Raw genomic sequence first — 25,642 nt, forward strand, 5'->3', positions numbered from 1 at the left:
CCCCGGGTACAGCCACAGCGTTCCCGCCGAGTCCCGCGCCAGAACATCAACCAGGCCATCACCGTCGAAATCATGGTTCCTGTCGGCCGTCGTCGGGAGACTCAAGGACACTTTGACGGATGCCGTACCGGCGGAAATGCCCTGAACGGAGACCGTCACGCCGCGCGAACGCGTACTCAGGCTCTGCCCGGCGGACAGGTAGAGCCGGTGTCCATTGGCGGCCGCGCTGTCGGGGCTCATCAGCACGACCGACGAGCCGTCGTCGCGGGTCGTCAGTACGCGCACGCCCGTGCTGACACCCGAGCTGGCGGGGAGCCCCTTCGTGTACAGGGCGCCCGCATCCATGCCGCCGCCGCCGCGGTAGTCGACGTAGTAGACACGCCCCGTGCGCGGGTCGGTCACCGACAGCGCCCGCCGGCCCGATGCGGCACCGGTGGATGCCAGTGTGCTCACGATGTCTTGTTGGGTTTGGTCGGCGGCGAGGGACACGGACTGTATTTCGCCCGCGGCCACCGCATCCATCCGAACCTTGTGGTTGATGTTCAGCGCGGTGGGAGCGGGGTTGGCCGCTCCGTTGAAGGTGAAGGCGGCTCCCATCACGTCGTAGAGGTCAGTGTACGGGTCGTCGCGGCAGCCGTCCGAGTACGTGTTCGTCGACGTATCGAGCACGCCTTCGGTCATTGACGCGTCCGGGCAGATCACCGTGTTGGAGTGCATCATCCCCAGGTTGTGACCGAATTCGTGGGCGAGGACGTCGAGGTCGTTGACGCCGTTGAGTGACGCCCAGACAGCCCCGCCGTTAGTGCCGCTGACCGGCGCCGAGTAGCTGCCGAGGGTACCGGCGCCGAATTGGCCGCAGCCGTTGGGTACCAGGACCAGCAGGTGGCGTGCCCCGGTCGAGACGTAATAGCCGAGGTTGGAATGACCGAACAGCGCCGCCGCCTCGCCCCAGATCGCGTCACGCTGGCTGCAGGAGTTGGTGCTCGCCAACCGGTGGATGGTGGCGTTGGGCGTGAGCGACATCACCTGGTTGTTGGATTGGGCCTTCCAATAGGCTCCCGTGCGTGCGACCAGGTCGCGTACCGCCTGGTCGGTGATGAAGTCGGTCCCGCCGGAGCCTGCGGGGGCGACGACCGCCACGTCGATGGTGTGGGCGGCGGCGGCGAAGGGGGCCACGGCGAACGGGGACGGGACAGCGGGGCGCGCCGGCGGCGCAGCCGGAAGCCCGAGCAGGTCGGCCGGGTTCACCGTGTCCTGGTCCAGCGGGAGCACTCGCGGCGCTTCCTGGCCCGACGCCGCGGGCCGCGCATTCGGGACTGCCCCGGCGGTCGCCGCGGGCACGAGCCCCAGGCACACGATGGCAGTGGTCACAATTGCCGCGACCCGACGACGATTCATTTCCCAGGAACGCACAGTCAGCACTCGTCTCATCCGTTGCGCGAGCACCGATGCGCTCCCCTGCTCGAAGCAAATCACATTTCAAAATATTGCACAGTCGGCATTTTGGGGGACTGCCCGCCCGGGACCATCGTCAAGCTCCCACTGGGCGCCCGGTAGTATAGGCCCGGCACTTTACGTTTACAGACAGGGCACACACATATGAAGATCCTCGTCACCGGCGGAGCCGGTTTCATCGGCTCGAACTTTGTTCGACGCACCCTCGAAGATGCCTACCCGGGCCTCGAAGGAGCCGAGGTCGTCGTGCTCGACGCCCTCACCTACTCGGGCAACCTCGAGAACCTGGCCCCGGTGGCCGCTTCCCCGCGGTACTCGTTCGTGCACGGCGACATCCGTGATGCGGCACTGCTCGACGAGCTCTTCCCCGGTCTCGACGCCGTGGTGCACTTCGCCGCCGAGTCGCACGTGGACCGCTCCGTGCGCGACGCGTCGATCTTCGTCGAGACGAACGTGCTCGGCACCCAGCAGCTGCTCGACGCGGCGCTCCGCCACGACCTGGACCGGTTCGTGCACGTCTCCACCGACGAGGTCTACGGCTCCATCGCCGAGGGCTCGTGGAACGAGGAGCGCGCGCTCGAACCGAACTCCCCGTACTCCGCTTCGAAGGCCGGCAGCGACCTGCTCGCGCGCAGTTACCACCGCACGCACGGTCTGAACATCTCGATCACGCGCTGCTCGAACAACTACGGCCCGTACCACTTCCCGGAGAAGGTCATCCCGCTGTTCGTCACCAACCTGATCGACGACAAGCACGTTCCCCTCTACGGCGAGGGAAACAACATCCGTGACTGGCTGCACGTGGACGACCACACCCGCGCCATCGCGATGGTGCTCGTCGGCGGCCGCGCCGGCGAGATCTACAACATCGGTGGCGGCACCGAGCTGACCAACAAGGAGCTGACGCAGATGCTGCTCGACTCCACCGGCAAGGACTGGTCCTACGTCGACCGGGTCGCCGACCGTCTCGGTCACGACCTGCGCTACTCCGTGGACATCTCCAAGATCCAGGCCGAACTCGGCTACGCACCGCTCGTCCCGTTCGAGCAGGGACTCGCGGATGTCGTGCAGTGGTACCGGGACAACCGCACCTGGTGGGAGCCGCTCAAGGCCCGTGCGGAATTGAACTGATGACCCGCTATCTGATCACCGGTGCTGCCGGGATGCTCGGCCGCGACCTGCAGGCCGCTCTCACCGGCCGCGACGTCACGGCGTCCGACCGCACCGAGCTGGACATCACCGACCGGGACGCGGTTCTCGCCGCGGTCGTCGGCTACGACGTCATCATCAACGCTGCCGCGTACACCCTGGTGGACGATGCTGAAACGAACGAGGACACGGCGTACTCGATCAACGCGACCGGACCGCGGAACCTGGCCCTGGCCGCGGCCGCCACCGGGGCGAAGCTCGTGCAGGTCTCGACCGACTATGTGTTCGACGGCAGCGCCACCGCCCCGTATGCCGAGAACACCGAGATCAACCCGATCTCTGCCTACGGCCGTACCAAGGCAGCGGGCGAGGCTTTCGTGCTGCAGGAACACCCGACCGGGAGCTACATCGTGCGCACGGCCTGGCTCTACGGCCAGCACGGCCCGAACTTCCCGAAGACCATGCTCAAGCTTGCCGCTGCCCGCGACACCCTCAGCGTCGTCGACGACCAGGTCGGCCAGCCCACCTGGACCGCTGACCTGGCCGCGCAGATCGTCACCCTGCTCGATTCCGGCGCCCCCGCCGGCATTTACCACGGCACCAGCTCGGGTGTGACGAGCTGGTTCGGCTTCGCGCAGGCGGTCTTCGCCACGGCCGGCCTCGACCCGGAGCGGGTCACCCCGACCGACAGCTCCCAGTTCGTTCGCCCGGCCCCCCGCCCCTCGTATTCGGTGCTCGGCCACGACGCGTGGGCTGCTGCCGGGCTGTCCCCCCTCCGCGACTGGCGTGAGGCTCTGGCCGCGGCGGCCGAGCAGGGGATCTTCGCGGACCGATGACCACACTGCGGGTCGTCCTGGACCAGATGACTGCTCCGGTCCCGGGCGGCATCGGGCGTTACACCGAAGAACTGACCCGGGCGCTGATCGCGGCGGCACCCGCCGATTGCGACGTCGAAGGAATCGTGTCGTCGTCGCCGGCCGAGCACTGCGCCCAGATCGAGGCCTCCCTGCCAGGGCTGGCGGGCCTGCACAGAACCGCGCTCCCGCGCCGCGAGCTCACGGCGGCCTGGCAGCTGGGCATCGCCAACAGCTCCGGGTCAGGCCTGATCCACGCCCCGTCGCTGCTGGCGCCCCTGCGCCGGCACAGCATCGTCGACAATGGCACCCAGGTGGCCGTCACCGTTCACGACGTGCTCGCCTGGACCCATCCGGAAGCCCTCACCCCGGCCACCGTCGCCTGGACGAAGGTGATGGTCAAGCGCGCCCGCAAACATGCGGATGCGATCGTGGTGCCCAGCCACGCCGTGGCCCACCAGCTCGCGGACATCGTAGACCTCGGTGATCGCGTGCGCGTGATCGGCGGCGGCGTCGGAATCGGCCTCCACCTGCCGGCGAACTCCTCCGCGACGGAGATCATCGGGGAACGCCTGGGGCTGCCGAGCGAATACATCGTCGCCGTCGGCACGCTCGAACCGCGGAAGGCGATCACGGCGTTGATTACGGGCCTGGGCCTGCCGGGAGCGCCGGATCTGCCTCTGATCGTGCTGGGACCCGGCTCCTGGGGCGAACTCGACGTGGCATCCGTCGCCGACGAGGCCGGCCTCCCATTCGGCCGGGTGCGCTCCATGAACGGCCTGACCGACGAGGAACTCGCGGTGGTCATCGCCCGCGCAGCCGTGTTCGTCTACCCCAGTCTGGAAGAGGGCTTCGCCGGCCCGATGATCCAGGCGTTCCACCTGGGCACCCCGGTCGTGCATTCGGACGCCCCGGCCCTGGTCGAGGCCGCCGGCGACGCCGGGTTGGTCGTCGAGCGTGCGGATGCCGCCGGGTACCCCGAGCGCCTGGCTGCGGCCGTGGCCCGGGCACTGACCGACACCACGCTGGCAAACCGGCTGAGCATCGTCGGCGCCGACCGGGCACGGGCCTTCACCTGGCGCGATTCCGCCGAGCAGGTCTGGCTGTTGCACGCCGACCTCTAGAAACGACGGCAGCGAGACCGGCCCCGCAGCAGGGCCTTACGGGGCCGGTTCTTCCGTCGCAGGCGGAGTCAGGGCGCTCTCGATCAGGCTGCGGATGACGTCGTAGTCGGGATCTTCCGGGTCGACGTCGTTGTCCGGGACCAGCTCGACGGACTGGATCGGCAGGGTCTTCGTCTTCGACGCCAGGTGCACGAAATAGCCGAGCATGCCCTGGGGGATGTCGGTCTTCACGACCTGGCTGCCGGCCGTGGCAATCGCCTGGAACTTCGTCAGCACGTTGGCGGGGCTCGCTTGCTGCACGATCGCCTCCTGCACCTGCCGCTGCCGCACCATCCGGTCGTAGTCGCTCGTGTCGTGGCGTGAGCGGGCATACCAGAGGGCGTGGTACCCGTCCATGTGCTGCATGCCGGGCTCGAACCAGAAGGCAACCTCGGTGAAGGTGTCGTCGGTGTGCACGGGGACCCGGTGGTCGACGTTGATGTCGACACCGCCGAGGGCGTCGATCAGTTCGGAGAAGCCCTGCATGTCGATCAGAACGTAGTACTGGATCGACAGCCCGGTCACACCCTCGGCCGCGTCGCGCATGCCCTCGATGCCCGGTTCGCTGCCCTGGTCGACCGCGTCCGGGTACATCTCCGGGCTCTTCAACTCGACCTCGGTGTAGATCGAGTTGAGCATGCAGGCGGAGACCTCGCAGCCGTCGATCGAGCCGTACCCCTCCGGGTAGACGGATGCCAGCGGCGACTCGTCGGGGAACGGTACGTCCTCCAGGTTGCGGGGCAGCCCGATCATGGTGGCCTGGCCGGTGTCCGCGTCGATGCTGACCACGGAGATGCTGTCGGGGCGCAGGCCCTCCCGGTCGGGGCCGGCGTCGCCGCCGAGCAGCAGGATGTTGTAACGGCCGTCGGAGGGCGGCTCGGTCGGGCCGGCCACGAAGACCGAGGAGAGGAACCCGCTGGCCGTGGTGGCCACGTAGGCGCCGTATCCGGCCGTGCCGACCACGCCCACCATCAGCACCGTCGCGAACCCGGCGATGATCGGGCGGGCCTTGGGGGTGGCGCGCACGAGACGCACGAGACGCAGCGTGTCCAGGGTCAGGATCAGCCAGACCACACCGTAGAACGCCAGCAGGAGGGCGGCCGCCCAGAGGCCGATCGAGTTCGTGAAGACGGTCAGCACCACGGCGGGCCAGAGGGAGTAGACCACCCCCACGACCGCTGCGAGGGCGATCAGTGTCAGCGTCACGCCGAGGCCGAAACGACCAAGCCGACGGTTGCCGGCCAGCACCTGCGCGGAGCCGGGCAGCACGAAATTAAGCACCACGAGCCACCAGGCCCGGCGGGTCATGATCGGGGCGGACCCGGCATCCGGGTACCGGATCGGCGTGCGTGCACTACTCATAGTTTGGCTTGGAGGTCCAGGTTCTTCTGCTCCACCTGGGCGGCGAGCATCTCCATATAGCCGACCAGCTTGACCCGCAGGGAGTCGTCGGCGGTGGCCAGGACCTTGACGGCGATCAGGCCCGCATTGCGCGCGCCGCCGATGGAGACGGTGGCCACGGGCACCCCGGCCGGCATCTGCACGATCGACAGCAGCGAGTCCAGGCCGTCGAGCCGGCCGAGCGGCACGGGAACGCCGACCACCGGGAGGGTGGTCACGGCCGCGAGCATTCCGGGCAGGTGCGCGGCGCCGCCGGCACCGGCGATGATCACCCGGAGGCCGCGCGCGTGGGCGCTCTGGCCGTAGGCGATCATTTTCTCCGGGGTGCGGTGAGCCGAGACGACCTGCACCTCGAATGGCACGCCAAAGTCGCGCAGCAGTTGTGCCGCGTCGCTCATCACGGGCCAGTCGGAATCGGAGCCCATCACGACGCCCACAAGCGGCGTCAGGGCGGCCTCGCGTGGAGCGGTTTCGGGCACAGGGTTGTCTGTCACGCAGACGAGTCTATTTGGTCAGTCCTGAAAGATCGCCGATGCGGCCCGCGCCTGGTAGGCGACGAGGTCCAGATCGTCCCCGCCGACGGTCACATGGCCGACCTTGCGCCCCGGCCGGGGGTCCTTGCCGTAGGTGTGCACCTTGGCTGCCGGAAAGGCCTCGAAAACGGCCGGGTAGCGCGCGGCCAGGGGCTCCTCGGCCGGTCCGCCCAGGATGTTGACCATGACCGTCCACGGGTCCCGGGCGTCGGTCGCCCCGAGGGGAAGGTCGAGCACGGCGCGGAGGTGCTGCTCGAACTGGCTCGTCGTCGACCCCTCGATGGACCAGTGGCCGCTGTTGTGCGGGCGCATCGCCAGCTCGTTGACCAGGATGCGCTCATCCGTCGTCTCGAACAGTTCGACGGCGAGCATGCCGGTGACGCCGATGCCCTCGGCGATGCGCACGGCGATGTCGGCCGCGGCCTGGGCCAGCCGACCCTCCGACTGGGGCGCCGGCGCGATGACCTCGGCGCAGACGCCGCCCTGCTGCACGGTCTCGACCACGGGCCAGACGGCGATCTGACCGGACGGCCGACGCGCGACCAGCTGGGCGAGTTCGCGGCGGAACTCGACGAGTTCCTCCACCAGGAGGGCGCCGTCGTTGCCGTCTTCGGCGAGTGCGGCGAACCAGTCGTCGGCCTCGTGCTCGTGGGTGACCAGCCGCACACCCTTGCCGTCGTAGCCGCCGCGGGCCGTCTTGACGACCGCGCGACCGTTGTGGGCGGCCAGGAACACGCCCAGTTCGGCGGCGTTCTCCACCCGCGCCCAGTCGGGCACCGGCAGGCCCAGCTCGCTCAGGCGCTGACGCATCAGCAGCTTGTCCTGCGCGTACAGCAGCGCGTCGGGGCCGGGGTGCACGGCCACGCCCCTGGCCACGAGCTCGCGCAGGATATCCTGCGGCACGTGCTCGTGGTCGAAGGTGACGACGTCGACGGTGTCGGCGAAGGCCAGCACCACGTCCCGGTCGCGGTAGTCGCCCACCTGGACGGCGGCCAGGTCGGCAGACATGCCCTCGTTCTCCGCCAGCACCCGAATTCGGATGCCCAGGTTGACGGCCGCCGGAATCATCATCCGGGCCAGCTGGCCGCCGCCGATAACGCCCACAGTCGTATTCATCGCTCCACCAATTCCTGTATACCGGTCATTCTCCGGTGCGGGTTCTCTCAGGCGGGAGGCAGTGCCTCACCGTAGACTCGGGGTCTCGACCTCTATCTTTGCCCATCATCCGGAGGGATGCATGCCGAGTACACAGCCCCGATCCGCACGGCTTCTGGCCGTCGCCGGTCAGCTCGGCAAGTTCGGGGCGGTCGGACTGGTGGGCTTCGCCGTAGACTTCACGGTTTTCAACCTGCTGCGCACCACGGTATTCGACCCCGCCTCGGTGGAGGCAGGACCGATCTACGCCAAGGTCGTGTCGACCACTCTGGCCATCATTGTGAACTGGATCGGCAACCGGTTCTGGACCTTCGGAGCCAACCGCCAGTCGCGCACGCTGCGCGAGGCGACCGAGTTCCTGGCCGTCAGCCTTTTCGGTATGGCCATCGGGCTCGCCTGCCTCTGGGTCAGCCGCTACGGGCTCGGCTACACCAGTCTGCTCGCCGACAACATCTCGTCGAACGTGATCGGGCTGGGGCTGGGCTCGGCCTTCCGCTTCGTGCTCTACCGGCACTGGGTGTTCTCCCCGCGGCGCCGAGCGGCGGCTTCGGAGCGTGCGCTGGCGGCTTAGCGGGAGCCCCAACGCGCGGTCTCGTCCGCGAGCGCTGACTGTTCCTGATGGTGCGAGCCGGTGAGGGTGCGGGACGACTCCATCAAATCGTGCAGCACCTGCTGCACCAGGTCGGCGTCGGGCACATCCTTCAACACGAGCGGATGCTCCAACCCGGCGTTGATCAGCACGTCGCCCGAGTGGGCCAGCGATTGCAACCAGTTCTGGCGCACGGTCACGTCGTAGCCGCGGCTGTGCAGCAACTCCTGGCGGGTGCGCACGAAGAATCCGTGCCGGAAGATGATGCGCCGGGTGGTGATCGTGTAGCGGTTGTTCAGCCACGACGCCAGCGGCAGCAGGCAGAGCAGCAGCACGAGGGCGGCGGCGGCGGCCAGCAGCGCGAGGTTCTCCCACGGTTCCGGCAGGGAACCGTAGAAGTACCCGGTGGCACCGACGACTGCCAGCAGCGCCAGGCTGGGCCAGAACAAGACCCGGGCGTGCGGCCGGAGTCCGGCCACGACCGACTCGGCCGGGGGAAGCACCTCGGCCGCGCCGAAGCCCGCTGTCTTTGTCATAACCCATTAATACCGCAGGTGGGTGACATCCCCGGCGGCGACAGCCTGCAGTTCGCCGTTCATCTGGTCTTCGACGATGAGGCGACCGCTCCGGTCGAGGGCGATCGCGGTGCCGACCAGGTCGGTGCCGCCGGGCAGTTCCACCCGCACAACCCCGCCGATCGTGGCGCAGAGTTCGGTCACCGCCTGCAGCAGTCCGCTCCGCACCGGGTCTCCCCCCGCGTCGACGAAGGCCCGGCTGAGGTGCCGCAGTTCGGTGAGGTAGCGGGCGAGAACGGCATCCGGGTCGGGGGCCGCACCGGTGACCAGCAGCAGCGACGTCGAGGTGAGCGTGGGCAGGTCGTGCTCGTCGAGGGACACGTTCAGGCCTGCGCCGATGACCAGCCCCCGTGCGTCGGGCAGCAGCTCCGAGAGGATGCCGGACACCTTGTAGCCGTCGATCAGCACGTCGTTGGGCCACTTCAGGGTGACCTCGTGCCGGGGGGCCTCCGCGCCGGGGTCGTTGGCAGCGTCGGCCAGGCTCTCCTCGACGACCGCGCGCACGGCCCGGGTCATCGCCGCCCCCGCGAGCAGGGGGAACCAGCCGAAGTGGTCGATCGGGAGCGGGGCTCCGGCTACCCGCGGGCGGAGCAGCACCGAGATGGCAAGTGACTTGCCGGTGGGGGCGAGCCAGGTGCGGCCCAGTCGGCCGCGACCGCGAGTCTGGTTGTCGGTGACGACCGTCGACAGGTCGGGCCAGTCGGCGGCATCCTCGCCTGCCGCGTGGGCGACGAGAACGTCGTTCGTGGACCCGGTCTCGGCCAGGTACTCGAAACGCGGCACGATCTCGCGGCTGACCGGAAACTCCATGTGGCTCTCTCCCCTTGCATAACTCCTGCAATTCTCCCGAAAACCGGCTCGAATGGCACAATTCCGCCCCGAATCCGAGAATTTGCAGGAGTTATGCGTGGGGGCGGGGGTTCCCGACCAGCAAACCGGCCGGTTTTTGTAGACAATCGTCAACGATCTGGGGCAGGGGCTGGCCGGTAGAGTGAACCGCGTGACTGAGAACTCGCCCCTTGCGGGCCCCGACCTGTACACGACGGCTGGAAAGCTCGCCGACCTCAAGCTGCGCTACCACGAAGCCGTGACGGCCAGCGGCGAGGCCGCGATCGCGAAACAGCACGCCAAAGGCAAGATGACCGCCCGGGAGCGCATCGACCTGCTGCTCGACCAGGGTTCCTTCGTCGAGCTCGACGAGTTCGTGCGGCACCGCACCCACGCGTTCGGAATGGAGAAGAAAAGGCCCTACGGCGACGCCGTCGTCACGGGCACCGGCACCATCCACGGCCGCCAGGTGTGCGTGTACTCGCAGGACTTCACCATCTTCGGCGGTTCGCTCGGCGAGGTCGCCGGCGAGAAGATCATCAAGGTGATGGACCTCGCCCTGAAGACCGGGGTGCCCATCATCGGCATCCTCGACTCCGGTGGAGCCCGCATCCAGGAGGGCGTCGTCGCCCTCGGCAAATACGGCGAGATCTTCCGCCGCAACACGGCCGCGTCCGGCGTCATCCCCCAGATCTCGATCATCTGCGGCCCGGCCGCCGGCGGCGCCGTCTACTCCCCCGCCCTGACCGACTTCGTGATCATGGTCGATAAGACCAGCCAGATGTTCGTCACCGGACCCGACGTGATCAAAACCGTCACCGGTGAGGATGTCGGAATGGAGGAGCTCGGCGGCGCGCTCACCCACAACACGATCTCCGGGGTGGCGCACTACCTGGCGAGCGACGAACCCGACGCCCTCGACTACGCCCGCACCCTGCTCAGCTTCCTGCCCGACAACAACCTGGCCGACCTGCCCGTCTTCGACAGCGATATCGAGCTGGAAACGACGGATGCCGACCTGAAGCTGAACACGATCATCCCCGACTCCCCGAACCAGCCCTACGACGTGAAAACCGTGATCGAGCACATCGTCGACCACGGCGACTTCCTCGAGACGCAGCCGTTGTTCGCGCCGAACATCGTCGTCGGCTTCGCCCGGGTCGAAGGACGCTCGATCGGCATCGTCGCCAACCAGCCCAGCGCCATGGCCGGCACGCTCAACATCCCGGCCGGTGAGAAGGCCGCCCGGTTCGTGCGGTTCTGTGACGCGTTCTCGATTCCGATCCTCACCCTGGTCGACGTGCCCGGCTTCCTGCCCGGCACCGACCAGGAGTGGACCGGAATCATCCGCCGCGGCGCCAAACTGCTCTACGCCTACGCGGAGGCGACCGTGCCGTTGGTCACCGTCATCCTGCGCAAGGCCTACGGCGGCGCGTACATCGTGATGGGTTCCAAACAGCTGGGCGCGGACATCAACCTGGCCTGGCCCACCGCGGAGATCGCCGTGATGGGCGGCCAGGGGGCCGTGAACATCCTGTACCGCGCCGAGATCAAGAAGGCCGAAGCGGCCGACGAGGATGTTGCCGCCGTGCGCACCCGCCTGGCCAACGAGTACACCTACAACGTGGCCAGCCCGTTCCTGGCGGCCGAGCGTGGAGAGCTGGACGGCATCATCGAGCCGGCCACGACGCGTGTCGCGGTCACCAAGGCCCTGCGAGCCCTGCGCACCAAGCGAGCGAGCCTGCCGCCCAAGAAGCATGGGAACATTCCGCTGTAGGCGGGGCCATGACCGACTCATCGACACCGGCCAACGCCCCGACCGCCCCGGGCGAACCGAGAAGCTCTGAGGCATCCGCCCCGGAGACGCCCGAGGTTCCCGCGGTGCCCGGACTGCGCTTCGTGACCCGCGGGGTCACCCCCACCGAAGCGGCCGCCGTGTCGGCCGTGCTGCACGGCCTGGTGCGGGAGGAGTCCGACCACCTGCGCCAGGCGCCGGTGCGCGGCCAGAGCGCCTGGCAACGCAGCCAGCGCAGCATCCGGGTGCCGCTGACGCCCGGCCCGGGCCGCTGGCGCGGCTTCTCGGCCTGACCTGACCGTCCTGCCGGGCGGGGGCGCTTCCCGGTCCCCCTAAATGCCGACTTTTATTGCCGAACCGGTTCAACGAGTATTGATCTTGCCAGGTGAAGCTCTTTGAGAATCACCGCCCAAGCCCGTCGACTAGGGTAAGAAGTCGGGTTTTGGGGGCAGTCAGGGTGACATTCGGGTTGTCGCCCTGGCACGAAAGTCGAAAGGGACCAACCAACGGTTGGTCCCTTTCGCATTTGTCGACGCGGTTCGTGTGCTGCTGCGGCGACGGATGCCCCGGCGGGTCAGCGCTGGCTGCGGGCTATCAGCACCGGGTTGCGCGGGATCTCCAGCCAGAGGTTGACCTCGGGCTCCGGCGACTCCTGGCCGAGGGCGCTCAGCTTCGCGTCCGCGCTGCTGAGACCGACGACGGTGACCGCGGTCGCGGATCCATCCCCGGCGGTGCGGGCGATGATCGTGTCGGCCGTGGTGGCGTCGATCGCGGACGCCAGCGTGTTGAGCACCGAATCCAGCTCCGCGCCGCGGATGTCGTCGATGCTGCCCTCGTCGAGAAGAGTCACGATGGCGCCGCGGCGGCGGGCGGACATGACCGCGTCCCGAACGGCGTCGTTGAGTAGTTTGCGTCCGCGGATCTCGTCCCGCACCGCCGCCTCCAGGTAGCGTGACTCCTGGCGCTGTTCGTCGTTCAGTTCCCCGCCCTGGTCGATGATCCGGCGCAGCATGGGGGCCGCGAGCCGGATGGTCTGGGCGAGCCGCACCTGGCGCTCGTACAGGTGCGCCTCCTGGGCGGCCTGCCACTCGGTGGCCTCCTGTTCGGCCAGGGCGTACTGCCGGGCGTCGCGGCCGGCCTTGGCCAGAGCCCGCGCCAGGATCACCGCCACCGCGACCCAGACCACACTGCCGATGACCCCCATCGAGCCCAGGGCCGCCGGGCCGGCCCAGAAGACCGTGTGCACTACCAGCGCCGCCGTACCGACCCCGGCCAGCCACGGCCGACGGCGGGTGGCGGTGATGGTCATCAGGGTGCCCACGGCCGCGACGTACCAGGTGGCGTAACCGTTGTCGACGGAGCCGTCGAGCTGGCTCCCCACGAGCAGGGGCAGCATCGCGCAAACGGCGATGTTGAAGTACGCCAGCCACAACGGCATCCGGATCGGGCTTGCCGGCCACAGGCTGAGCACGGTCGCGACGCCGTAGACGACGAGCGCCAGGATCGCCGGCACCGGGCTGCGCGGCTGGGTCAGTGAGTAGAAGCCGAGCACGACGTGGTAGGCGGAGAACATGGCCGCCAGGGAGAGCACGAGTCCGCGCGGGACGGTGATCATTCGGGGCGTCCGTCGATGGCCGGCGGCCATTCGATGGTGATCGTCGTGCCGCGGCCGACCGCGGCGCGCACACGCACGGCCCCGCCGACGCTGGCTACCCGGTCCTGGATCGAGATGCGCAGGCCGAGACGTTCCGCCGGCACCTGATCCGGGTCGAAGCCCAGTCCGGTGTCGGCAACGGTGATGGTGCAGCCACCCTGGGCGTTCCCGCTCATCGTCAGGGTGCGGTCGGGCTCGAAGCTCGGCGTGCCGGCATGCTGGGCACTGTTCACCATGGCCTGCACGCTCGCGGCAAGGATCGCCTCGCTCGCGTGGGCCGGGAGGCGCAGCCCGTCGATCTCGCACTCATTGACGGCGAACGGCACCGGGAGCCGGTCTGCGGCAGCGCGGATCTGCGCGCTGAGCACACTGAAGCGAACCATGCTGTCGTCACCGGCCGGCACGATGGCGGCGTCGTTGAGCCGGGTGAGGGCCTCCGAGGCCATGCCGGAGGCCAGCTCGGCCGCCTTCGGGCTGCCGGCCGCGGCCGCGGCGAGGAACGTGGCCAGCACGCTGTCGTGCACGATCGAGTCGACCTGCACACGCTCGACCTCGGTGGCGTGTTGCCGCACGGCGTTGCCGTACTGGTGCAGCGCGTTGGACTGGGCATTGTCGACCGCGAGGGCCGTCTGCCGCAGCATGAAGATGATGATCAGGATGACCTGGCCGAGGATGATCGCGTAGACGGCGTCAAGGGAGGACAGGAGCAGGTCGGCGTTGCCGCCGGACGGCGTCGACCGCACCACGCCGTAGACGGTCGGCACGACGAGCGTGTAGATCACGGCCCAGAGCACGGGGAAAGCCAGGGCGGCGCAGGCCGTTGCGATGGTGCACACGTACCAGAGCCACGGTTTGCCGTCGAGCACGGCCGTGGGGTCTCGCATCAGCAGCGGCCAGGCCAGCAGTGCCGCCAGGTAGAACAGTGCCGCGGTGCCGGCGGATGCCCGCACCCCGACCTTGGTCACGGCGGCCACGACCACGGCCACCAAGGACAACCCGAGCAGCAGCGGCCCCAGAACACCCATCACCGGCATCCGCACCGGAGCCTGGGCGATCATGATCGGCAGCGCCTGGAGCGCGAAGACCACGCCGACGCCGGCGACGGAACGCGAGGCCACGACTTCGATCCGGGTACGACTGATCGGGTTGCGCGGCTGTTTGGGCCCCATCATCAGGTCCGAATCGACCCGGTCGGCGTCCGGGTGCGCCTCGGCGGAGTCCGGCGGGCCGGCCCCGACGAGCCTAGCGGCGGCCATCTCCACCATCCGGGTCGAGGCCCGGCAGGATTCCATCTTCGACGGCGCGCCGGAGCAGGTCCACCTTGGTGGGTGCCGGACGGCCGACCTCCACGTACTTCACGCGGATCCGGTCGAGGTACTCACGGGCCGTCGAGTGCGCGATGCCGAGCTGCATGGCCACCATTTTGAGCGGCAGGCCCGACGCGTAGAGGTGCAGCACATCGCGTTCCCGCCGGCCGAGCTGGGCCTTGGCGAAGTCGCGGTCGGCGTCGATGGCCGTGGCCCACTCGAGGTTGTTGAGAACGTCGCCGCGGGCGACGGATGCCACGGCCGCCATGACCGTGGTCGTCGGCGACGATTTTGGAATGACACCGGCCGCGCCCGCGGCGAGCGCCTCACGCACCAGGGCGACCCGGTCGGCGATGCTGTGCACGAGCACCGACGCGCCCGTGCTCTGGGCCCGGTGCACATTGTCGGTCACGCGGGATCCGTCGCCCAGCGACAGGTCGAGCACGATGACATCCACGGAGCGGCCGTCGATGCCGTCCACAAGCTCCTGCACGGTGGGCGCGGTGAAGACGACCTCGTAGCCGACGTTCTCGCAGGCCGCCTTGATGCCCAGGCGCACCGACTCGTGATCGTCGGCGATGCCCACCCGCACGGGGCGGTCGTGCGCGCCGGCGCCGAGGGTTTCCGGGGCCGCAGGCAGAGGTGTTGCTGGCTGGTTCACGATTCCTACATCCTCACGTTGTCGTACAGGTCAACGATAGCTATCGGGACAGGAGCGCGACGGCTTCGACATGATGGGTATTCGGGAAGAGGTCGAAGGCACGCAGCCGGCGCAGGGTGTACCCGTGACCGGCGAGGAGGGCGATATCGCGGGCCAGGGCGACGGGGTCGCAGGCCACGTAGACGATCTGGGCCGGTCCGAGGGCACCGAGCAGGTCGATGACCTCCTTGCCGGCGCCGGAGCGCGGCGGGTCGAGGATCACCGTGGCGGCCGACTGGCGGGCCCGCTCGGCGGCGCTCGAATCGCGCACCAGCGCGTTCAGGAAGCGGTCGACGCGGGAAGTCTGCACGCTGGCCCCGACCCACTCGGCGAGGTTCTCCGCCGCGAAATCCGTGGCCTGCGGGTCGCTCTCCACGCTGGTCATCCGCACGGTGCTGCCGAACCGGTCGCCCACGGCGGCGGCGAGCAGGCCGACACCGCCGTAGAGGTCCAGGTTCGCGGCCCGCGGGTCGAAGGCGTCGGCGTCGACGGTGTCCTGCACCGCACGATAGAGCGTCTCGGCGGCGCTGGTGTGCACCTGCCAGAACCCGGCGGCGTCGAGGCGGAACTCGCGGTCGCCGACAACCTCGCGGATCAGTGTTTTCGGGGTGGGCCGGCGGCGACCCTTGTCGTCCTGCTCCGCCACCAGGATCTGCACGGTGCCGAGGCTCGGGGCGACGATATCGACGGATGCGGCGCCGGGGAACATTTTGTCCAGCGGCGCGGCCGCCTCCAGCAGGCGGTCCGCCAGCGGCAGGTCGCCGACCGGGATCACCCGGTGGGAGCGGGCGGCGTACGGGCCGACCGAGCCGTCCTCGTCCACGTGCAGGCGCACGCGGGTGCGCCAGCCGGTGCCGTCGGCGGCGTCGCCGGGCGAAGCGTTGGGGCCGACCGGGACCGGCTCGACCGTGACGTCGGACAGGGTGCCGGCCATCCGTTTCAGGGCGTCGGCCAGAACCTGGCGCTTCAGCTCGCGCTGGAAACCGAGTTCGATGTGGCCGAACTCGGCGCCGCCGGCGCGGTCGACGGGGTCGCGGTCGAGGGCTGCGGAGGCCCAGATGTGCGGCTGGCGTTCCGGTGCCGGGGTGAGCACCTCGACGGTCTCCGCCCGCCAGAAGCTTTTGTGGCTGGCCGAGGTCAGCCGGGCGCGCACGCGCTCCCCCGGCAGCGTGTCGCTCACGAAGACCACGCGGCCCTCGTTTCTCGCGATGAAGATGCCGCCGTGAGCTACGTTGGTGACGTCGAGTTCGAGTTCCGCGCCCACTTCTGCGGAGTGCCCGCTCGAATCTGCCTGAATGTCATTGCTGGTGCCCATCCTTCGATGATCCCACACCGCCTCCACCCCCACCGAAGGAAACCCATGCGCTTGTACCTGGCGTCCACGTCTCCGGCCCGGCTGATGCTGCTGCGCGCCGCGGGAATCGAGCCCGTCACGATCGCGCCCGACGTCGACGAGGACGTCGTCGCGGCGGAGGCGGCCCGGGCCGCGGGCGGGCCGCTCACCCCCCACCGGGTCGTGGAGCTGCTGGCGCGGGCCAAGGCGGAGGCGGTCTCCCGTGCGCTGACGCGCAGCGGCGACATCGACGACGGCCTCGTGCTCGGCGGCGACTCGGTCTTCGTGATCGACGACGTCATCTACGGCAAGCCGCATACGGCCGCGAAGGCACGCGAGCGCTGGCACCTGCAGCGCGGCCGCACCGGGCAGCTGTTCTCGGGCCACTGGCTGATCGACCATAGAGGTGGCGTGGCCGGGCGCGGGGTCGGCGCCGTCGCCGTCGCCGACGTCACCTTCGCCGACGATATCGAGGATGCGGAGCTGGACGCCTATATCGCCACCGGTGAGCCTCTGTTCGTGGCCGGGGCCTTCACCATCGACAGTCTCGGCGCGCCGTTCATCACCCACATCAGCGGCGACCCGTCCACCGTCGTCGGGCTCTCACTGCCGACCCTGCGCCGGCTCGTGACCGGTCTCGGGCACGCGTGGCCGAGCCTATGGAACCGCCCCGCGGACTGACATCGGGCCGGTTTTCGCGGCCGATTGTAGGCATCCGCACCTTTCTTGCGTCTCTTTTTGTGGGAGGGAACCAAAAACCCGACCGCTCGGCCCCATAAGCTAAGGCACTGTGCCCCCAATAACGAAGGTCCTCATCGCAAACCGGGGCGAAATCGCCGTCCGGGTGATCCGAGCCGCGAAAGACAGCGGCATCGGTTCGGTTGCCGTCTACGCCGACCAGGACCGCGACTCGATGCATTCGCATCTGGCCGACGAGGCCTACGGTCTCGACGGGACCACGAGCGCCGAGACCTACCTCGTTATCGAGAAGCTGCTGTCCGTGGCCCGACGGTCCGGCGCCGATGCCGTGCACCCCGGCTACGGGTTCCTCGCCGAGAACGCCGACTTCGCTCGCGCCGTGATCGGGGCCGGCCTGATCTGGATCGGCCCCTCCCCCGACGCCATCGAAAAGCTCGGAGACAAGGTCTCCGCCCGCCACGTCGCCGAGAAGGTGCATGCGCCCATGGCACCCGGCACCCTCAACCCGGTGGTGGATGCCGCGGAGGTACTCGATTTCGTCGACCTCCACGGCCTGCCGGTCGCGATCAAGGCGGCGTTCGGCGGCGGCGGCCGCGGCCTGAAGGTCGCCCGCACCCGCGAGGAGGTGCCCGAACTGTTCGATTCCGCCACCCGCGAGGCCATTGCCGCGTTCGGTCGCGGCGAGTGCTTCGTCGAGAAGTACCTGGACAAGCCACGCCACGTCGAGACTCAGTGTCTCGCCGACGCGTACGGCACCGTCGTCGTCGTCTCCACCCGCGACTGTTCGCTGCAGCGCCGTCACCAGAAGCTGGTCGAGGAGGCCCCTGCGCCGTTCCTCACCGACGCGCAGCGGGACGAGATGTACCGCGCGTCCAAGGCGATCCTGGCCGAGGTCGGCTATGTCGGCGCCGGCACCTGCGAATTCCTGATCGGCCAGGACGGCACCGTCTCGTTCCTGGAGGTCAACACCCGACTGCAGGTCGAGCATCCCGTGTCCGAGGAAGTGACCGGCATCGACCTGGTGCGCGAGCAGTTCCGTCTGGCCGAGGGCGGCCACCTCGACTATCCCGACCCGGAGCCCATCGGGCACTCCTTCGAGTTCCGCATCAACGGCGAGGACGCCGGTCGTGGCTTCATGCCGGCCCCCGGCCCCGTGCACGTCTTCAAACCGGCCGGCGGCCCCGGCGTGCGCGTGGACAGCGGCGTCACGGCCGGTGACGTCATCTCGGGCTCGTTCGACTCCCTGCTCGCCAAGCTCATCGTCACCGGTTCCACCCGTGAGGAGGCGCTCGAGCGCTCACGCCGGGCCCTGGACGAGTTCGAGGTCGCGGGGCTCCCCACCGTGCTTCCGTTCCACCGCCGGATCGTGCGCGACCCCGCGTTCGCCCCGGCCGACGGTCAGCCGTTCTCCATCTATACCCGGTGGATCGAAACCGAGTTCGTCAACGACATCGAACCGTGGAACGGGTCGCCGGAAGAGCTGACCGGCCCCGCGAAGCGGCACAACGTCGTCGTCGAGGTGGAGGGGCGCCGGATCGAGGTCAGCCTGCCGGTCCGCCTGCTCCCCGGCGGGGCCTTCGAGGTCACCGGCGGGCCCGCACCTCGGCGCCGCGCCGGCTCACACGCCGTCAGCTCCGCCACCGGGGATGCCGTTCACGCCCCGATGCAGGCGACCATCGTGAAGCTGGCCGTGGCCGAGGGCGACCTGGTCGTCAAGGGCGACCTGCTGCTCGTGCTCGAGGCCATGAAGATGGAGCAGCCGCTGACCGCCCACAAAGACGGCGTCGTCGGCAACGTCGGAGCGATCATCGGCGCGACCGTGGCCTCCGGCTTCCTACTGATGGCCGTCATCGACGTCGACGTGACGACTCACGCCTAACGCCTGCCCCCTGACCTGACCCCTGACCGCTGACCCGCGAGTTGCGGACATTAACACCCTCGCTACGGAAACGAAGGCGTCATGTCCGCAACTCGGCGTTGAGGCGGAAGACCGGTGGGGGAAGGTCAGAGCACGATGTGCATGGCGCGGGCGGCATCCGTGATCGAATGCGTCAGCGACGGGTAGACCGGGAACGCCCGCGCGACCTCGTCGACGGTGAGGCGGTGCTCCACGGCCAGGGCGAGCGGGAAGATCAGCTCGCTGGCCTTGGGGGCCACGATCACGCCCCCGATGACGGTACCCGTGGTGGTGGTGGCGAACAGCTTCACGAAGCCGTCCTTGATGCCCATCATCTTGGCCCGCGGGTTCGACGCCAGCGGGAGCTTGTAGATGCTGCCCCGGGTCAGGCCGTCCTCGATCTGCTTCTGGCTCCAGCCGACCGTGGCGATCTCCGGCTGTGTGAAAATGTTGGCCGCGACATTGCGGATCTCGATCGGGTTGACCGCGTCGCCCATGGCGTGGAACACCGCGGTGCGCCCCATCATCGAGGCGACGGATGCCAGCGGCAGCTCGGTCGTGCAATCCCCGGCCGCGTAGATGTTCGGCATCGACGTGCGCGCGACCCGGTTGACCCGGATGTGACCGGATTCGGTGAGCTGCACGTCGGCTTCCTCGAGGCCGAGGCCCGTCGTGTTCGGCACGGATCCGACCGCGATCAGGCAGTGGCTGCCCTCGACGGTGCGGCCGTCGGCCAGCGTGGCCAGCACACCGCCCTCCGTGCGCACGACGGACTCGGCGCGGGACTTGCTGAGCACGACCATGCCGTTGCGCTTGAAGACGTTCTCGACCACGTTCGCGGCGTCGGCGTCCTCGCCGGGCAGCACCCGGTCGCGGCTGGAAATCAGGGTGACCTGGGCGCCGAGGGCCCGGTACGCGGAGGCGAATTCGGCCCCGGTGACGCCGGAGCCCACCACGATGAGGTGCTCGGGCACGGCCCGCAGATTGTAGAGCTGCGTCCAGGTGAGGATGCGTTCGCCGTCGGGGATCGCGGTGGGCAGGATGCGCGGGGTCGCCCCGACGGAGACGACGATCGTGTCGGCCTCGATCCGGTCGAAGTCGATGCCGGAGCCGTCCTCGGCCGTGGACACGATCACGCCGCTGGTGCCGTCGAGCCGGCCGTGGCCGTGCACCAGGTTGACCCCGGCGCGCATCAGGGTCGCCTTCATGTCTTCGGACTGCTGCCGGGCCAAGGCGAGAAGCCGCTTGTTGACCGCGGCGAGGTTGATCGCCACCTCGGGTCGGGCCGGCTTGTCCCTCACACCGCGCACGAACAGCTGCACGCCGAGCTCGGTGGCGTCATGGATCGAGTTGGTGGCTTCGGCCGTCGCAATGAGGGACTTGGACGGGACGACATCCGTGATCACGGCCGACCCGCCGACGCCGACACGCTCGACCAGGGTGACCTCGGCGCCCTGCTGGGCGCCGGCCAGGGCGGCCTCGTACCCGCCGGGGCCTCCGCCGAGGATAGCGATGCGCTGCTTGCGTTCGAAGTCGTAGGCCATGCTCATATTCTCCTGCCCCGGCGCGTCCGCCGCCAAACCCCGCGGTCCCCGCTCGCCCCGCACGCACCGATTCGACGGCGATTCTGCCCAAAACTGACGTTCCGTCCCCTTTCCGGCTGCTCATATGCAGAATCTCCGCCACTTTCGGACAACGGACCGTGAACGAAATCGGGGGGCAATTAGAGTAGGGGGATGCTGAAGACCGACATTAATCCCCTCGACGTGCCAGAAACCGACCCGTTCGATGTTGCACGGACCGCCGCTTCTGAGATCGCCGAGGCCACCGGCGTGGCCCGCCACGACATCGCCCTGACCCTCGGCAGCGGCTGGGGCAAGGCGGCCGACCTCATCGGCGAGACCACGCACACCCTCGACGCGCAGTACATCACCGGTTTCAGCGCACCCGCACTGGCCGGCCACGCCGGCACGCTGCGCTCGGTGCTGCTGCCCAGCGGCAAGCGCGCCCTCCTCATCGGCGCCCGCACGCACTACTACGAGGGCCACGGCGTTCGCCGGGTCGTGCACAGCGTGCGCACCGCCGCCGCCACCGGGGCGACGACCATGATCCTCACCAACGGTGCCGGCGGCATCCGGGAGACCTGGAAGCCCGGCACCCCCGTTCTGATCAGCGACCACATCAACCTGACGGCCGACTCTCCGCTCGAGGGTGCCACGTTCGTCGACCTGACCGACCTCTACTCGCGCCGCCTGCGCGACCTGGCCCGCAGCATCGACCCGTCGCTGGACGAGGGCGTGTACTGCCAGTTCCGCGGCCCGCACTACGAGACGCCCGCCGAGGTGCAGATGGCCAAGGTCATCGGCGGCCACATCGTGGGCATGTCGACCGCCCTCGAGGCGATCGCCGCCCGCCAGTCCGGCATGGAAATCCTCGGCCTGTCACTGATCACCAACCTCGCGGCCGGCATCCAGCAGGAGCCGCTCAGCCATTCCGAGGTGCTCGAGGCCGGCAAGCTCGCCGAGCCCGTCATCAGCGCACTGCTGGCCCGGATCGTGGCCGCACTGTGAGCCTCGACAACACCGGCCCGCAGAACACCGGCCCGCAGAACACCGGCGCGGGAACCGACGGCACGGATGCTGCCGCCACCGCGGCAACACGCGGCCGGCACTCCTCCGCCGCGGAGGCCGTTCCGGACTCCGGTGCCACCGAGACGACCCTCCCCGACACGATGGTCATCGCCACCATCAGCGCCGACGCCGACGCGACCGTGATCGCCGTGGCCAACGCCTGGCTCGGCCAGGACCCCGATCCCGAAACCCAGGCCGAACTGCGTCTCCTGCTCCGCGGGGCCGGCGACGGCGACGCCGCCGCACTCGCGGAACTGCACGACCGTTTCGACGAGCGCCTCGCCTTCGGCACGGCCGGGCTGCGCGGCGCCATCGCAGCCGGCTCCAACCGGATGAACCGGGTGCTCGTCGGCCAGGCCGCCGCCGGCCTGGCCGCATTCCTGAAGCAGACCACCGCCCCGGGGCGGGTCCCCTCCGTCGTCATCGGTTACGACGGCCGCAAGAACTCGCAGGTCTTCGCCACCGACTCGGCCGCGATCATGGCCGGCGCCGGGGTCCGCGCCATCCTGCTCCCCCGCCTGCTGCCGACCCCGGTGCTCGCCTTCGCAGTGCGCCACCTCGACGTCGGCGCGGGCATCATGGTCACCGCCTCGCACAATCCGCCCCAGGACAACGGCTACAAGGTCTACCTGGGCGACGCCAACCAGGGCTCCCAGATCGTCTCCCCCGACGACGCCGCGATCGCGGCCGAGATCCTGCGCGTCGCCGCGGAGGAACGGGTTCCCGATCTGCCCCGGGCGCCCTACGAGACCGCCCCCGAATCGGTCGTTCAGGCCTACATCGACGCGACGGCGGGCCTCGCGGCCAGGCCGCGCGTGCAGGTCAACACCGTCTACACGGCCCTGCACGGCGTCGGTTGGGACACCACCCGCCGCGTGTTCGAGGCCGCCGGCTTCGATCTGCCCACGCTCGTCGATGCCCAGATCGCCCCGGATGCCGCGTTCCCCACGGTCTCCTTCCCCAACCCCGAGGAACCCGGCGCGATGGACCTCGCCTACGAGACGGCCCGGGAGGCCGGCGCTGAGCTGATCATCGCCAACGACCCCGACGCCGACCGCCTCGCGATCGCCATCCCGCAGGAGGGGTTCCCCGGCTACCGGCGCCTCAGCGGCAACGAGGTCGGGGCCATCCTCGGCTGGCGGGCCGCGGAACTCGCCGCGAGCGTCACCGGCGACGGCGGTGCCACCGGCACCCTCGCCTGCTCCATCGTCTCCACCCCGGCCCTGGAGGCCGTGGCGAAGGCCTACGGACTGCGGTTCACCGACACCCTCACCGGCTTCAAGTGGGTGTCGCGTGCGCCCGACCTGATCTTCGGTTTCGAGGAAGCCCTCGGCTATCTCGTGAACCCGGAAAGCGTGCGCGACAAGGACGGCATCTCCGCCGCCGTGGCGCTGCTGTCCCTGGTCAGCGAGCTGAAGGCGCAGGGTGTCACCCTCGCCCAGCACCTCGACCACTTCAGCGAACGCTTCGGCCACTTCGCCTCCGGCCAGATCTCCGTGCGCGTCACCGACTTGACCGAGATCGAGCGGGTCATGACGCGGCTGCGCGAGACTCCCCCGGCCTTCGTCGGCACCCTCGCGGTGGACCACATCGACGACCTCTCCGCCGGCTTCAACGGCCTGCCGCCCAGCGACGTGCTGCGCCTCCGGTTGGCCGACGGCTCACGCGTCATGGTGCGCCCGAGCGGCACCGAGCCCAAGCTCAAGGTCTACCTGGACACCAGCAGTTCCGTCGGCACGGTCGCCGAGCGCCGGGCCGCCGCCGAGGCGACCCTGGCCGAGCTCGACCGGGGCATGCACGAGCTGATCGCCTAACAACACGATCCGCGGAGCGGAGCGGCACCGGTGCGCACGGCGCTGGTGCCGCGCCGCTGCGCGCGTGGCACGCCATGGGCGCAGCGGCGCAGCTACAGCGCCACGACACGGGGCGAACGAGCCACCGGCAGCCGGGGGCCCCGCCGGGCAGCAGACCGGCGGTCAGCCCAGGGCGATTTCCAGCTTGGCCGCGAGTTCGTCCACGTCGAAGTAGTTGTCGATCACGACGATGTCGGCGTTGGTCTTGCCGATGGCGGCGACCAGTTCGGACGAGGTCAGGATGACCTGGGCATCCGCGCCGACAGTGCTCACCCCGGCGACGTCGGTCGCCGTCACGTCGGCCTCGATATCGAGGCGCTCCAGCGCGCGCTCGGCGTTGATCTTGAGGATGGCGGAAGTTCCCACTCCCACCCCGCAGAGGGCGACGATCTTCATGAGGGCTCCTCGGTCGATGTGGGCACGCCGAGCAGGGCGCGGATGGTGTCGGCATCCGTCGCCGCGGCGAGGGAGGGGATGACGAGCGCGTCGTTGAAGACGTTGGCCAGCTCGGCCACGAGCAGCACATGCTCGTCGGAGCTGGTGACGGCGAGCCCGAGCACCACGCTGACCGGGTCGTTGTGCGGGTGCCCGAACGCGACCGGATCGGCCAGGGTGACGATGCTGAGGCCTTCGGAGTGCACGTCGGGGCCGGGCCGGGCGTGGGCGAGCGCCAGCCCGGGGGCGATGACCACGTAGGCACCGAATTCCTCGATCACGGCGATCATGCGTTGGGTGTACTCGGGCGCCGTGGCGCCGGAGCGCTCGAGGGCCTCGCCGGCGGCGGTCACCGCTGCGCGCCAGTCGTCGACATGGACGCCGATCGCGATGGCTTCGGGGGGCAGGGGCGGAAGGGGCATGGGAACTCTCACGGGATGTTGGGTGGTCGGCTTCGCGAGTCGCTCAGGCGCTTTCGAACCCGGCGACAATGGTGTCCGCCAGCTCTTCTCGTTCGTCCAGCGGCAGGAACGCGGCCTGCGCCGCGTTGAGCTGGAACACCTCGAGATCGTCGAGGTCGTAGCCGAACGCATCGCTGAGCAGCGCGAGTTCCTTGCTCAGTGTGGTGTTGCTCATCAGGCGGTTGTCGGTGTTCACCGTGACCCGGAAGCCGAGCTGGTAGAGCAGGTCGAACGGGTGGTCCAGGAGGTCGTCGCCCCAGGCCGCGATCGCGCCGGTCTGCAGGTTCGACGACGGGCTGAGTTCGAGGGCGATCTCGCGGTCGCGCACCCACTGGGCCACCGGGCCGAGCGTGACATAGGTGTTCTCCGCGTCTTCGCGGCCGATCACGATGTCCTCCGCCAGGCGCACGCCGTGGCCGAGGCGCAGTGCCCGACCGTCGTACAGCGCCCCGCGGATGCTTTCCAGACCGTCGGCCTCGCCGGCGTGCACGGTGACGGGCAGGAAGGCCTTGGCGAGGAAATCGAACGCGTCCCTGTGGTGGTGCGCCGGGAACCCCAGTTCGGCGCCGGCGATGTCGAAGCCGACGACCCCGTTGGAGCGGTGCCGCACGGCGAGTTCCGCGATCTCCAGGCTGCGCTCGGCGTGGCGCATGGCCGTGATCAGCTGGCCGACCCGGATGCGGGACCCGGTGCCGGCGACCAGCGCGATGCCGGCCTCGATGCCTTCCTGCACCGCCTCGACCGTCTGGTCGAGGGTGAGGCCGCGGGTCAGGTGCTGCTCGGGGGCCCAGCGGATCTCCCCGTAGATCACGCCGTCGGCGGCGAGGTCCTCCACGAACTCGCGGGCCACGCGGACCAGACCCTCGCGGGTCTGCATCACGCCGCAGGTCACCTCGAAGGTTCTCAGGTAGTCGACCAGGGTGCCGGAGTCCGCCTGGGTGCTGAACCAGGAACCCAGCGTGCGGGCATCCGTCGCCGGCAGCGCCAGCCCGACCGTGTCGGCCAGCTCGATGATGGTCTGCGGGCGCAGGCCGCCGTCGAGGTGGTCGTGCAGGGATATCTTCGGTAGCGCGTTGATGCTGGTGCCGACACCGGGCAGCAGGTAGTCCTCAAGGCTCATGTTCACCCCCCTAATCTAGCCTCTGGGTGCTGGGAGTCTCACTGTTTTGACCGACC

At 69.3% G+C, this 25,642-nt stretch carries 24 protein-coding genes; 10 read left to right on the top strand and 14 right to left on the bottom strand.

Annotation, left to right across the window (positions count from 1 at the left end; all coding sequences use genetic code 11):
- Positions 1 to 1,371 (bottom strand): reprolysin-like metallopeptidase (locus E3T23_RS11170; RefSeq protein WP_134370453.1); only part of this gene is annotated, 1,371 nt, incomplete at its 3' end.
- A gap of 228 nt (positions 1,372 to 1,599) precedes the next feature.
- Here E3T23_RS11170 and rfbB point away from each other — a divergent pair.
- From rfbB to E3T23_RS11185, 3 genes are read left to right on the top strand one after another with little or no spacing between them, the layout of a single operon-like run.
- Positions 1,600 to 2,586, top strand: coding sequence for a dTDP-glucose 4,6-dehydratase (gene rfbB / locus E3T23_RS11175; RefSeq protein ID WP_134370454.1), 987 nt, complete (start codon positions 1,600 to 1,602; stop codon positions 2,584 to 2,586).
- The gene (gene rfbD, locus E3T23_RS11180) at positions 2,586 to 3,440 is read left to right on the top strand and encodes a dTDP-4-dehydrorhamnose reductase (RefSeq protein WP_134370455.1); all 855 of its coding nucleotides are present in this window, start codon (positions 2,586 to 2,588) and stop codon (positions 3,438 to 3,440) included. The genes rfbB and rfbD overlap by 1 nt, the downstream gene beginning before the upstream one ends.
- Positions 3,437 to 4,582 carry a glycosyltransferase family 4 protein gene (locus tag E3T23_RS11185; RefSeq protein ID WP_134370456.1) on the top strand — a complete coding sequence of 382 codons (1,146 nt, stop codon included), beginning with the start codon at positions 3,437 to 3,439 and terminating at the stop codon, positions 4,580 to 4,582. The genes rfbD and E3T23_RS11185 overlap by 4 nt, the downstream gene beginning before the upstream one ends.
- Positions 4,583 to 4,618: 36 nt before the next feature.
- On the opposite strand, the gene E3T23_RS11190 is transcribed toward E3T23_RS11185, so the two are convergent.
- The 3 genes from E3T23_RS11190 to E3T23_RS11200 all read right to left on the bottom strand — a co-directional run bounded on the left by E3T23_RS11190 (position 4,619) and on the right by E3T23_RS11200 (position 7,671).
- Positions 4,619 to 5,983 carry an LCP family protein gene (locus E3T23_RS11190; RefSeq protein WP_241977859.1) on the bottom strand — a complete coding sequence of 455 codons (1,365 nt, stop codon included), beginning with the start codon at positions 5,981 to 5,983 and terminating at the stop codon, positions 4,619 to 4,621.
- Positions 5,980 to 6,447 (bottom strand): 5-(carboxyamino)imidazole ribonucleotide mutase, encoded by a 468-nt coding sequence (gene purE / locus E3T23_RS11195; protein ID WP_134370502.1) that lies wholly within the window; start codon positions 6,445 to 6,447, stop codon positions 5,980 to 5,982. Before purE ends, E3T23_RS11190 begins: the two co-directional genes overlap by 4 nt.
- A gap of 87 nt (positions 6,448 to 6,534) precedes the next feature.
- On the bottom strand, positions 6,535 to 7,671 hold the full coding sequence (locus E3T23_RS11200) for a 5-(carboxyamino)imidazole ribonucleotide synthase (RefSeq protein ID WP_134370457.1): 1,137 nt from the start codon (positions 7,669 to 7,671) through the stop codon (positions 6,535 to 6,537).
- A 121-nt stretch (positions 7,672 to 7,792) separates the two neighbouring features.
- Here E3T23_RS11200 and E3T23_RS11205 point away from each other — a divergent pair, with 121 nt between their 5' ends.
- Positions 7,793 to 8,281: a GtrA family protein gene (locus E3T23_RS11205; RefSeq protein ID WP_134370458.1), complete on the top strand. Its 489-nt coding sequence runs from the start codon at positions 7,793 to 7,795 to the stop codon at positions 8,279 to 8,281.
- Here E3T23_RS11205 and E3T23_RS11210 read toward each other — a convergent pair.
- Both E3T23_RS11210 and E3T23_RS11215 read right to left on the bottom strand, forming a co-directional pair.
- Complete coding sequence (locus tag E3T23_RS11210) at positions 8,278 to 8,835, bottom strand: PH domain-containing protein (RefSeq protein WP_174843874.1); 558 nt, start codon at positions 8,833 to 8,835, stop codon at positions 8,278 to 8,280. The genes E3T23_RS11205 and E3T23_RS11210 overlap by 4 nt on opposite strands.
- A 6-nt stretch (positions 8,836 to 8,841) precedes the next feature.
- Positions 8,842 to 9,684 (bottom strand): biotin--[acetyl-CoA-carboxylase] ligase, encoded by an 843-nt coding sequence (locus tag E3T23_RS11215; protein ID WP_134370459.1) that lies wholly within the window; start codon positions 9,682 to 9,684, stop codon positions 8,842 to 8,844.
- Positions 9,685 to 9,865: 181 nt separating this feature from the next.
- On the opposite strand from E3T23_RS11215, the gene E3T23_RS11220 reads away from it, so the two are divergent.
- Positions 9,866 to 11,479, top strand: a complete 1,614-nt coding sequence (locus E3T23_RS11220) for an acyl-CoA carboxylase subunit beta (RefSeq protein ID WP_420898323.1) — start codon at positions 9,866 to 9,868, stop codon at positions 11,477 to 11,479.
- An 8-nt stretch (positions 11,480 to 11,487) separates the two neighbouring features.
- Positions 11,488 to 11,790 carry an acyl-CoA carboxylase subunit epsilon gene (locus E3T23_RS11225; RefSeq protein WP_134370461.1) on the top strand — a complete coding sequence of 101 codons (303 nt, stop codon included), beginning with the start codon at positions 11,488 to 11,490 and terminating at the stop codon, positions 11,788 to 11,790.
- Positions 11,791 to 12,071: 281 nt separating this feature from the next.
- On the opposite strand, the gene E3T23_RS11230 is transcribed toward E3T23_RS11225, so the two are convergent.
- From E3T23_RS11230 to E3T23_RS11245, 4 genes are all read right to left on the bottom strand, one after another.
- Positions 12,072 to 13,112 carry a hypothetical protein gene (locus E3T23_RS11230; RefSeq protein ID WP_134370462.1) on the bottom strand — a complete coding sequence of 347 codons (1,041 nt, stop codon included), beginning with the start codon at positions 13,110 to 13,112 and terminating at the stop codon, positions 12,072 to 12,074.
- Positions 13,109 to 14,407, bottom strand: a complete 1,299-nt coding sequence (locus E3T23_RS11235) for a sensor histidine kinase (protein WP_134370463.1) — start codon at positions 14,405 to 14,407, stop codon at positions 13,109 to 13,111. The genes E3T23_RS11230 and E3T23_RS11235 overlap by 4 nt, the downstream gene beginning before the upstream one ends.
- Positions 14,394 to 15,098 (bottom strand): response regulator transcription factor, encoded by a 705-nt coding sequence (locus E3T23_RS11240; protein ID WP_134370504.1) that lies wholly within the window; start codon positions 15,096 to 15,098, stop codon positions 14,394 to 14,396. The genes E3T23_RS11235 and E3T23_RS11240 overlap by 14 nt, the downstream gene beginning before the upstream one ends.
- A 61-nt stretch (positions 15,099 to 15,159) precedes the next feature.
- Positions 15,160 to 16,473, bottom strand: a complete 1,314-nt coding sequence (locus E3T23_RS11245) for a class I SAM-dependent RNA methyltransferase (RefSeq protein ID WP_134370464.1) — start codon at positions 16,471 to 16,473, stop codon at positions 15,160 to 15,162.
- Between the two features lie 45 nt (positions 16,474 to 16,518).
- Here E3T23_RS11245 and E3T23_RS11250 point away from each other — a divergent pair, with 45 nt between their 5' ends.
- Together E3T23_RS11250 and E3T23_RS11255 are read left to right on the top strand one after the other, a co-directional pair.
- Positions 16,519 to 17,172, top strand: a complete 654-nt coding sequence (locus E3T23_RS11250; protein ID WP_134370465.1) for a Maf family protein — start codon at positions 16,519 to 16,521, stop codon at positions 17,170 to 17,172.
- A 109-nt stretch (positions 17,173 to 17,281) separates the two neighbouring features.
- Positions 17,282 to 19,069: an acetyl/propionyl/methylcrotonyl-CoA carboxylase subunit alpha gene (locus E3T23_RS11255; protein ID WP_134370466.1), complete on the top strand. Its 1,788-nt coding sequence runs from the start codon at positions 17,282 to 17,284 to the stop codon at positions 19,067 to 19,069.
- 125 nt (positions 19,070 to 19,194) lie between these two features.
- Here E3T23_RS11255 and E3T23_RS11260 read toward each other — a convergent pair whose 3' ends face one another.
- Entirely contained in the window at positions 19,195 to 20,631 is a 1,437-nt protein-coding gene (locus E3T23_RS11260) for an NAD(P)H-quinone dehydrogenase (RefSeq protein WP_134370467.1), read from the bottom strand.
- Positions 20,632 to 20,823: 192 nt separating this feature from the next.
- Here E3T23_RS11260 and E3T23_RS11265 point away from each other — a divergent pair, with 192 nt between their 5' ends.
- Both E3T23_RS11265 and E3T23_RS11270 read left to right on the top strand, forming a co-directional pair.
- Positions 20,824 to 21,657 carry a purine-nucleoside phosphorylase gene (locus E3T23_RS11265; protein ID WP_134370468.1) on the top strand — a complete coding sequence of 278 codons (834 nt, stop codon included), beginning with the start codon at positions 20,824 to 20,826 and terminating at the stop codon, positions 21,655 to 21,657.
- A gap of 161 nt (positions 21,658 to 21,818) precedes the next feature.
- A complete protein-coding gene (locus E3T23_RS11270; RefSeq protein WP_134370505.1) occupies positions 21,819 to 23,531 on the top strand; it encodes a phospho-sugar mutase in 1,713 nt (570 codons plus the stop codon).
- 162 nt (positions 23,532 to 23,693) lie between these two features.
- On the opposite strand, the gene E3T23_RS11275 is transcribed toward E3T23_RS11270, so the two are convergent.
- The 3 genes from E3T23_RS11275 to E3T23_RS11285 are packed head-to-tail and all read right to left on the bottom strand — an operon-like array spanning position 23,694 to position 25,586.
- Positions 23,694 to 23,966: a PTS sugar transporter subunit IIB gene (locus tag E3T23_RS11275; RefSeq protein WP_134370469.1), complete on the bottom strand. Its 273-nt coding sequence runs from the start codon at positions 23,964 to 23,966 to the stop codon at positions 23,694 to 23,696.
- Positions 23,963 to 24,427: a PTS sugar transporter subunit IIA gene (locus E3T23_RS11280; RefSeq protein WP_134370470.1), complete on the bottom strand. Its 465-nt coding sequence runs from the start codon at positions 24,425 to 24,427 to the stop codon at positions 23,963 to 23,965. The genes E3T23_RS11275 and E3T23_RS11280 overlap by 4 nt, the downstream gene beginning before the upstream one ends.
- A gap of 43 nt (positions 24,428 to 24,470) precedes the next feature.
- On the bottom strand, positions 24,471 to 25,586 hold the full coding sequence (locus E3T23_RS11285) for an adenosine deaminase (protein ID WP_134370471.1): 1,116 nt from the start codon (positions 25,584 to 25,586) through the stop codon (positions 24,471 to 24,473).
- Positions 25,587 to 25,642 lie beyond the last annotated feature (56 nt).

The sequence above is a fragment of the Cryobacterium cheniae genome (genome assembly GCF_004403395.1).
Classification (GTDB): domain Bacteria; phylum Actinomycetota; class Actinomycetes; order Actinomycetales; family Microbacteriaceae; genus Cryobacterium; species Cryobacterium cheniae.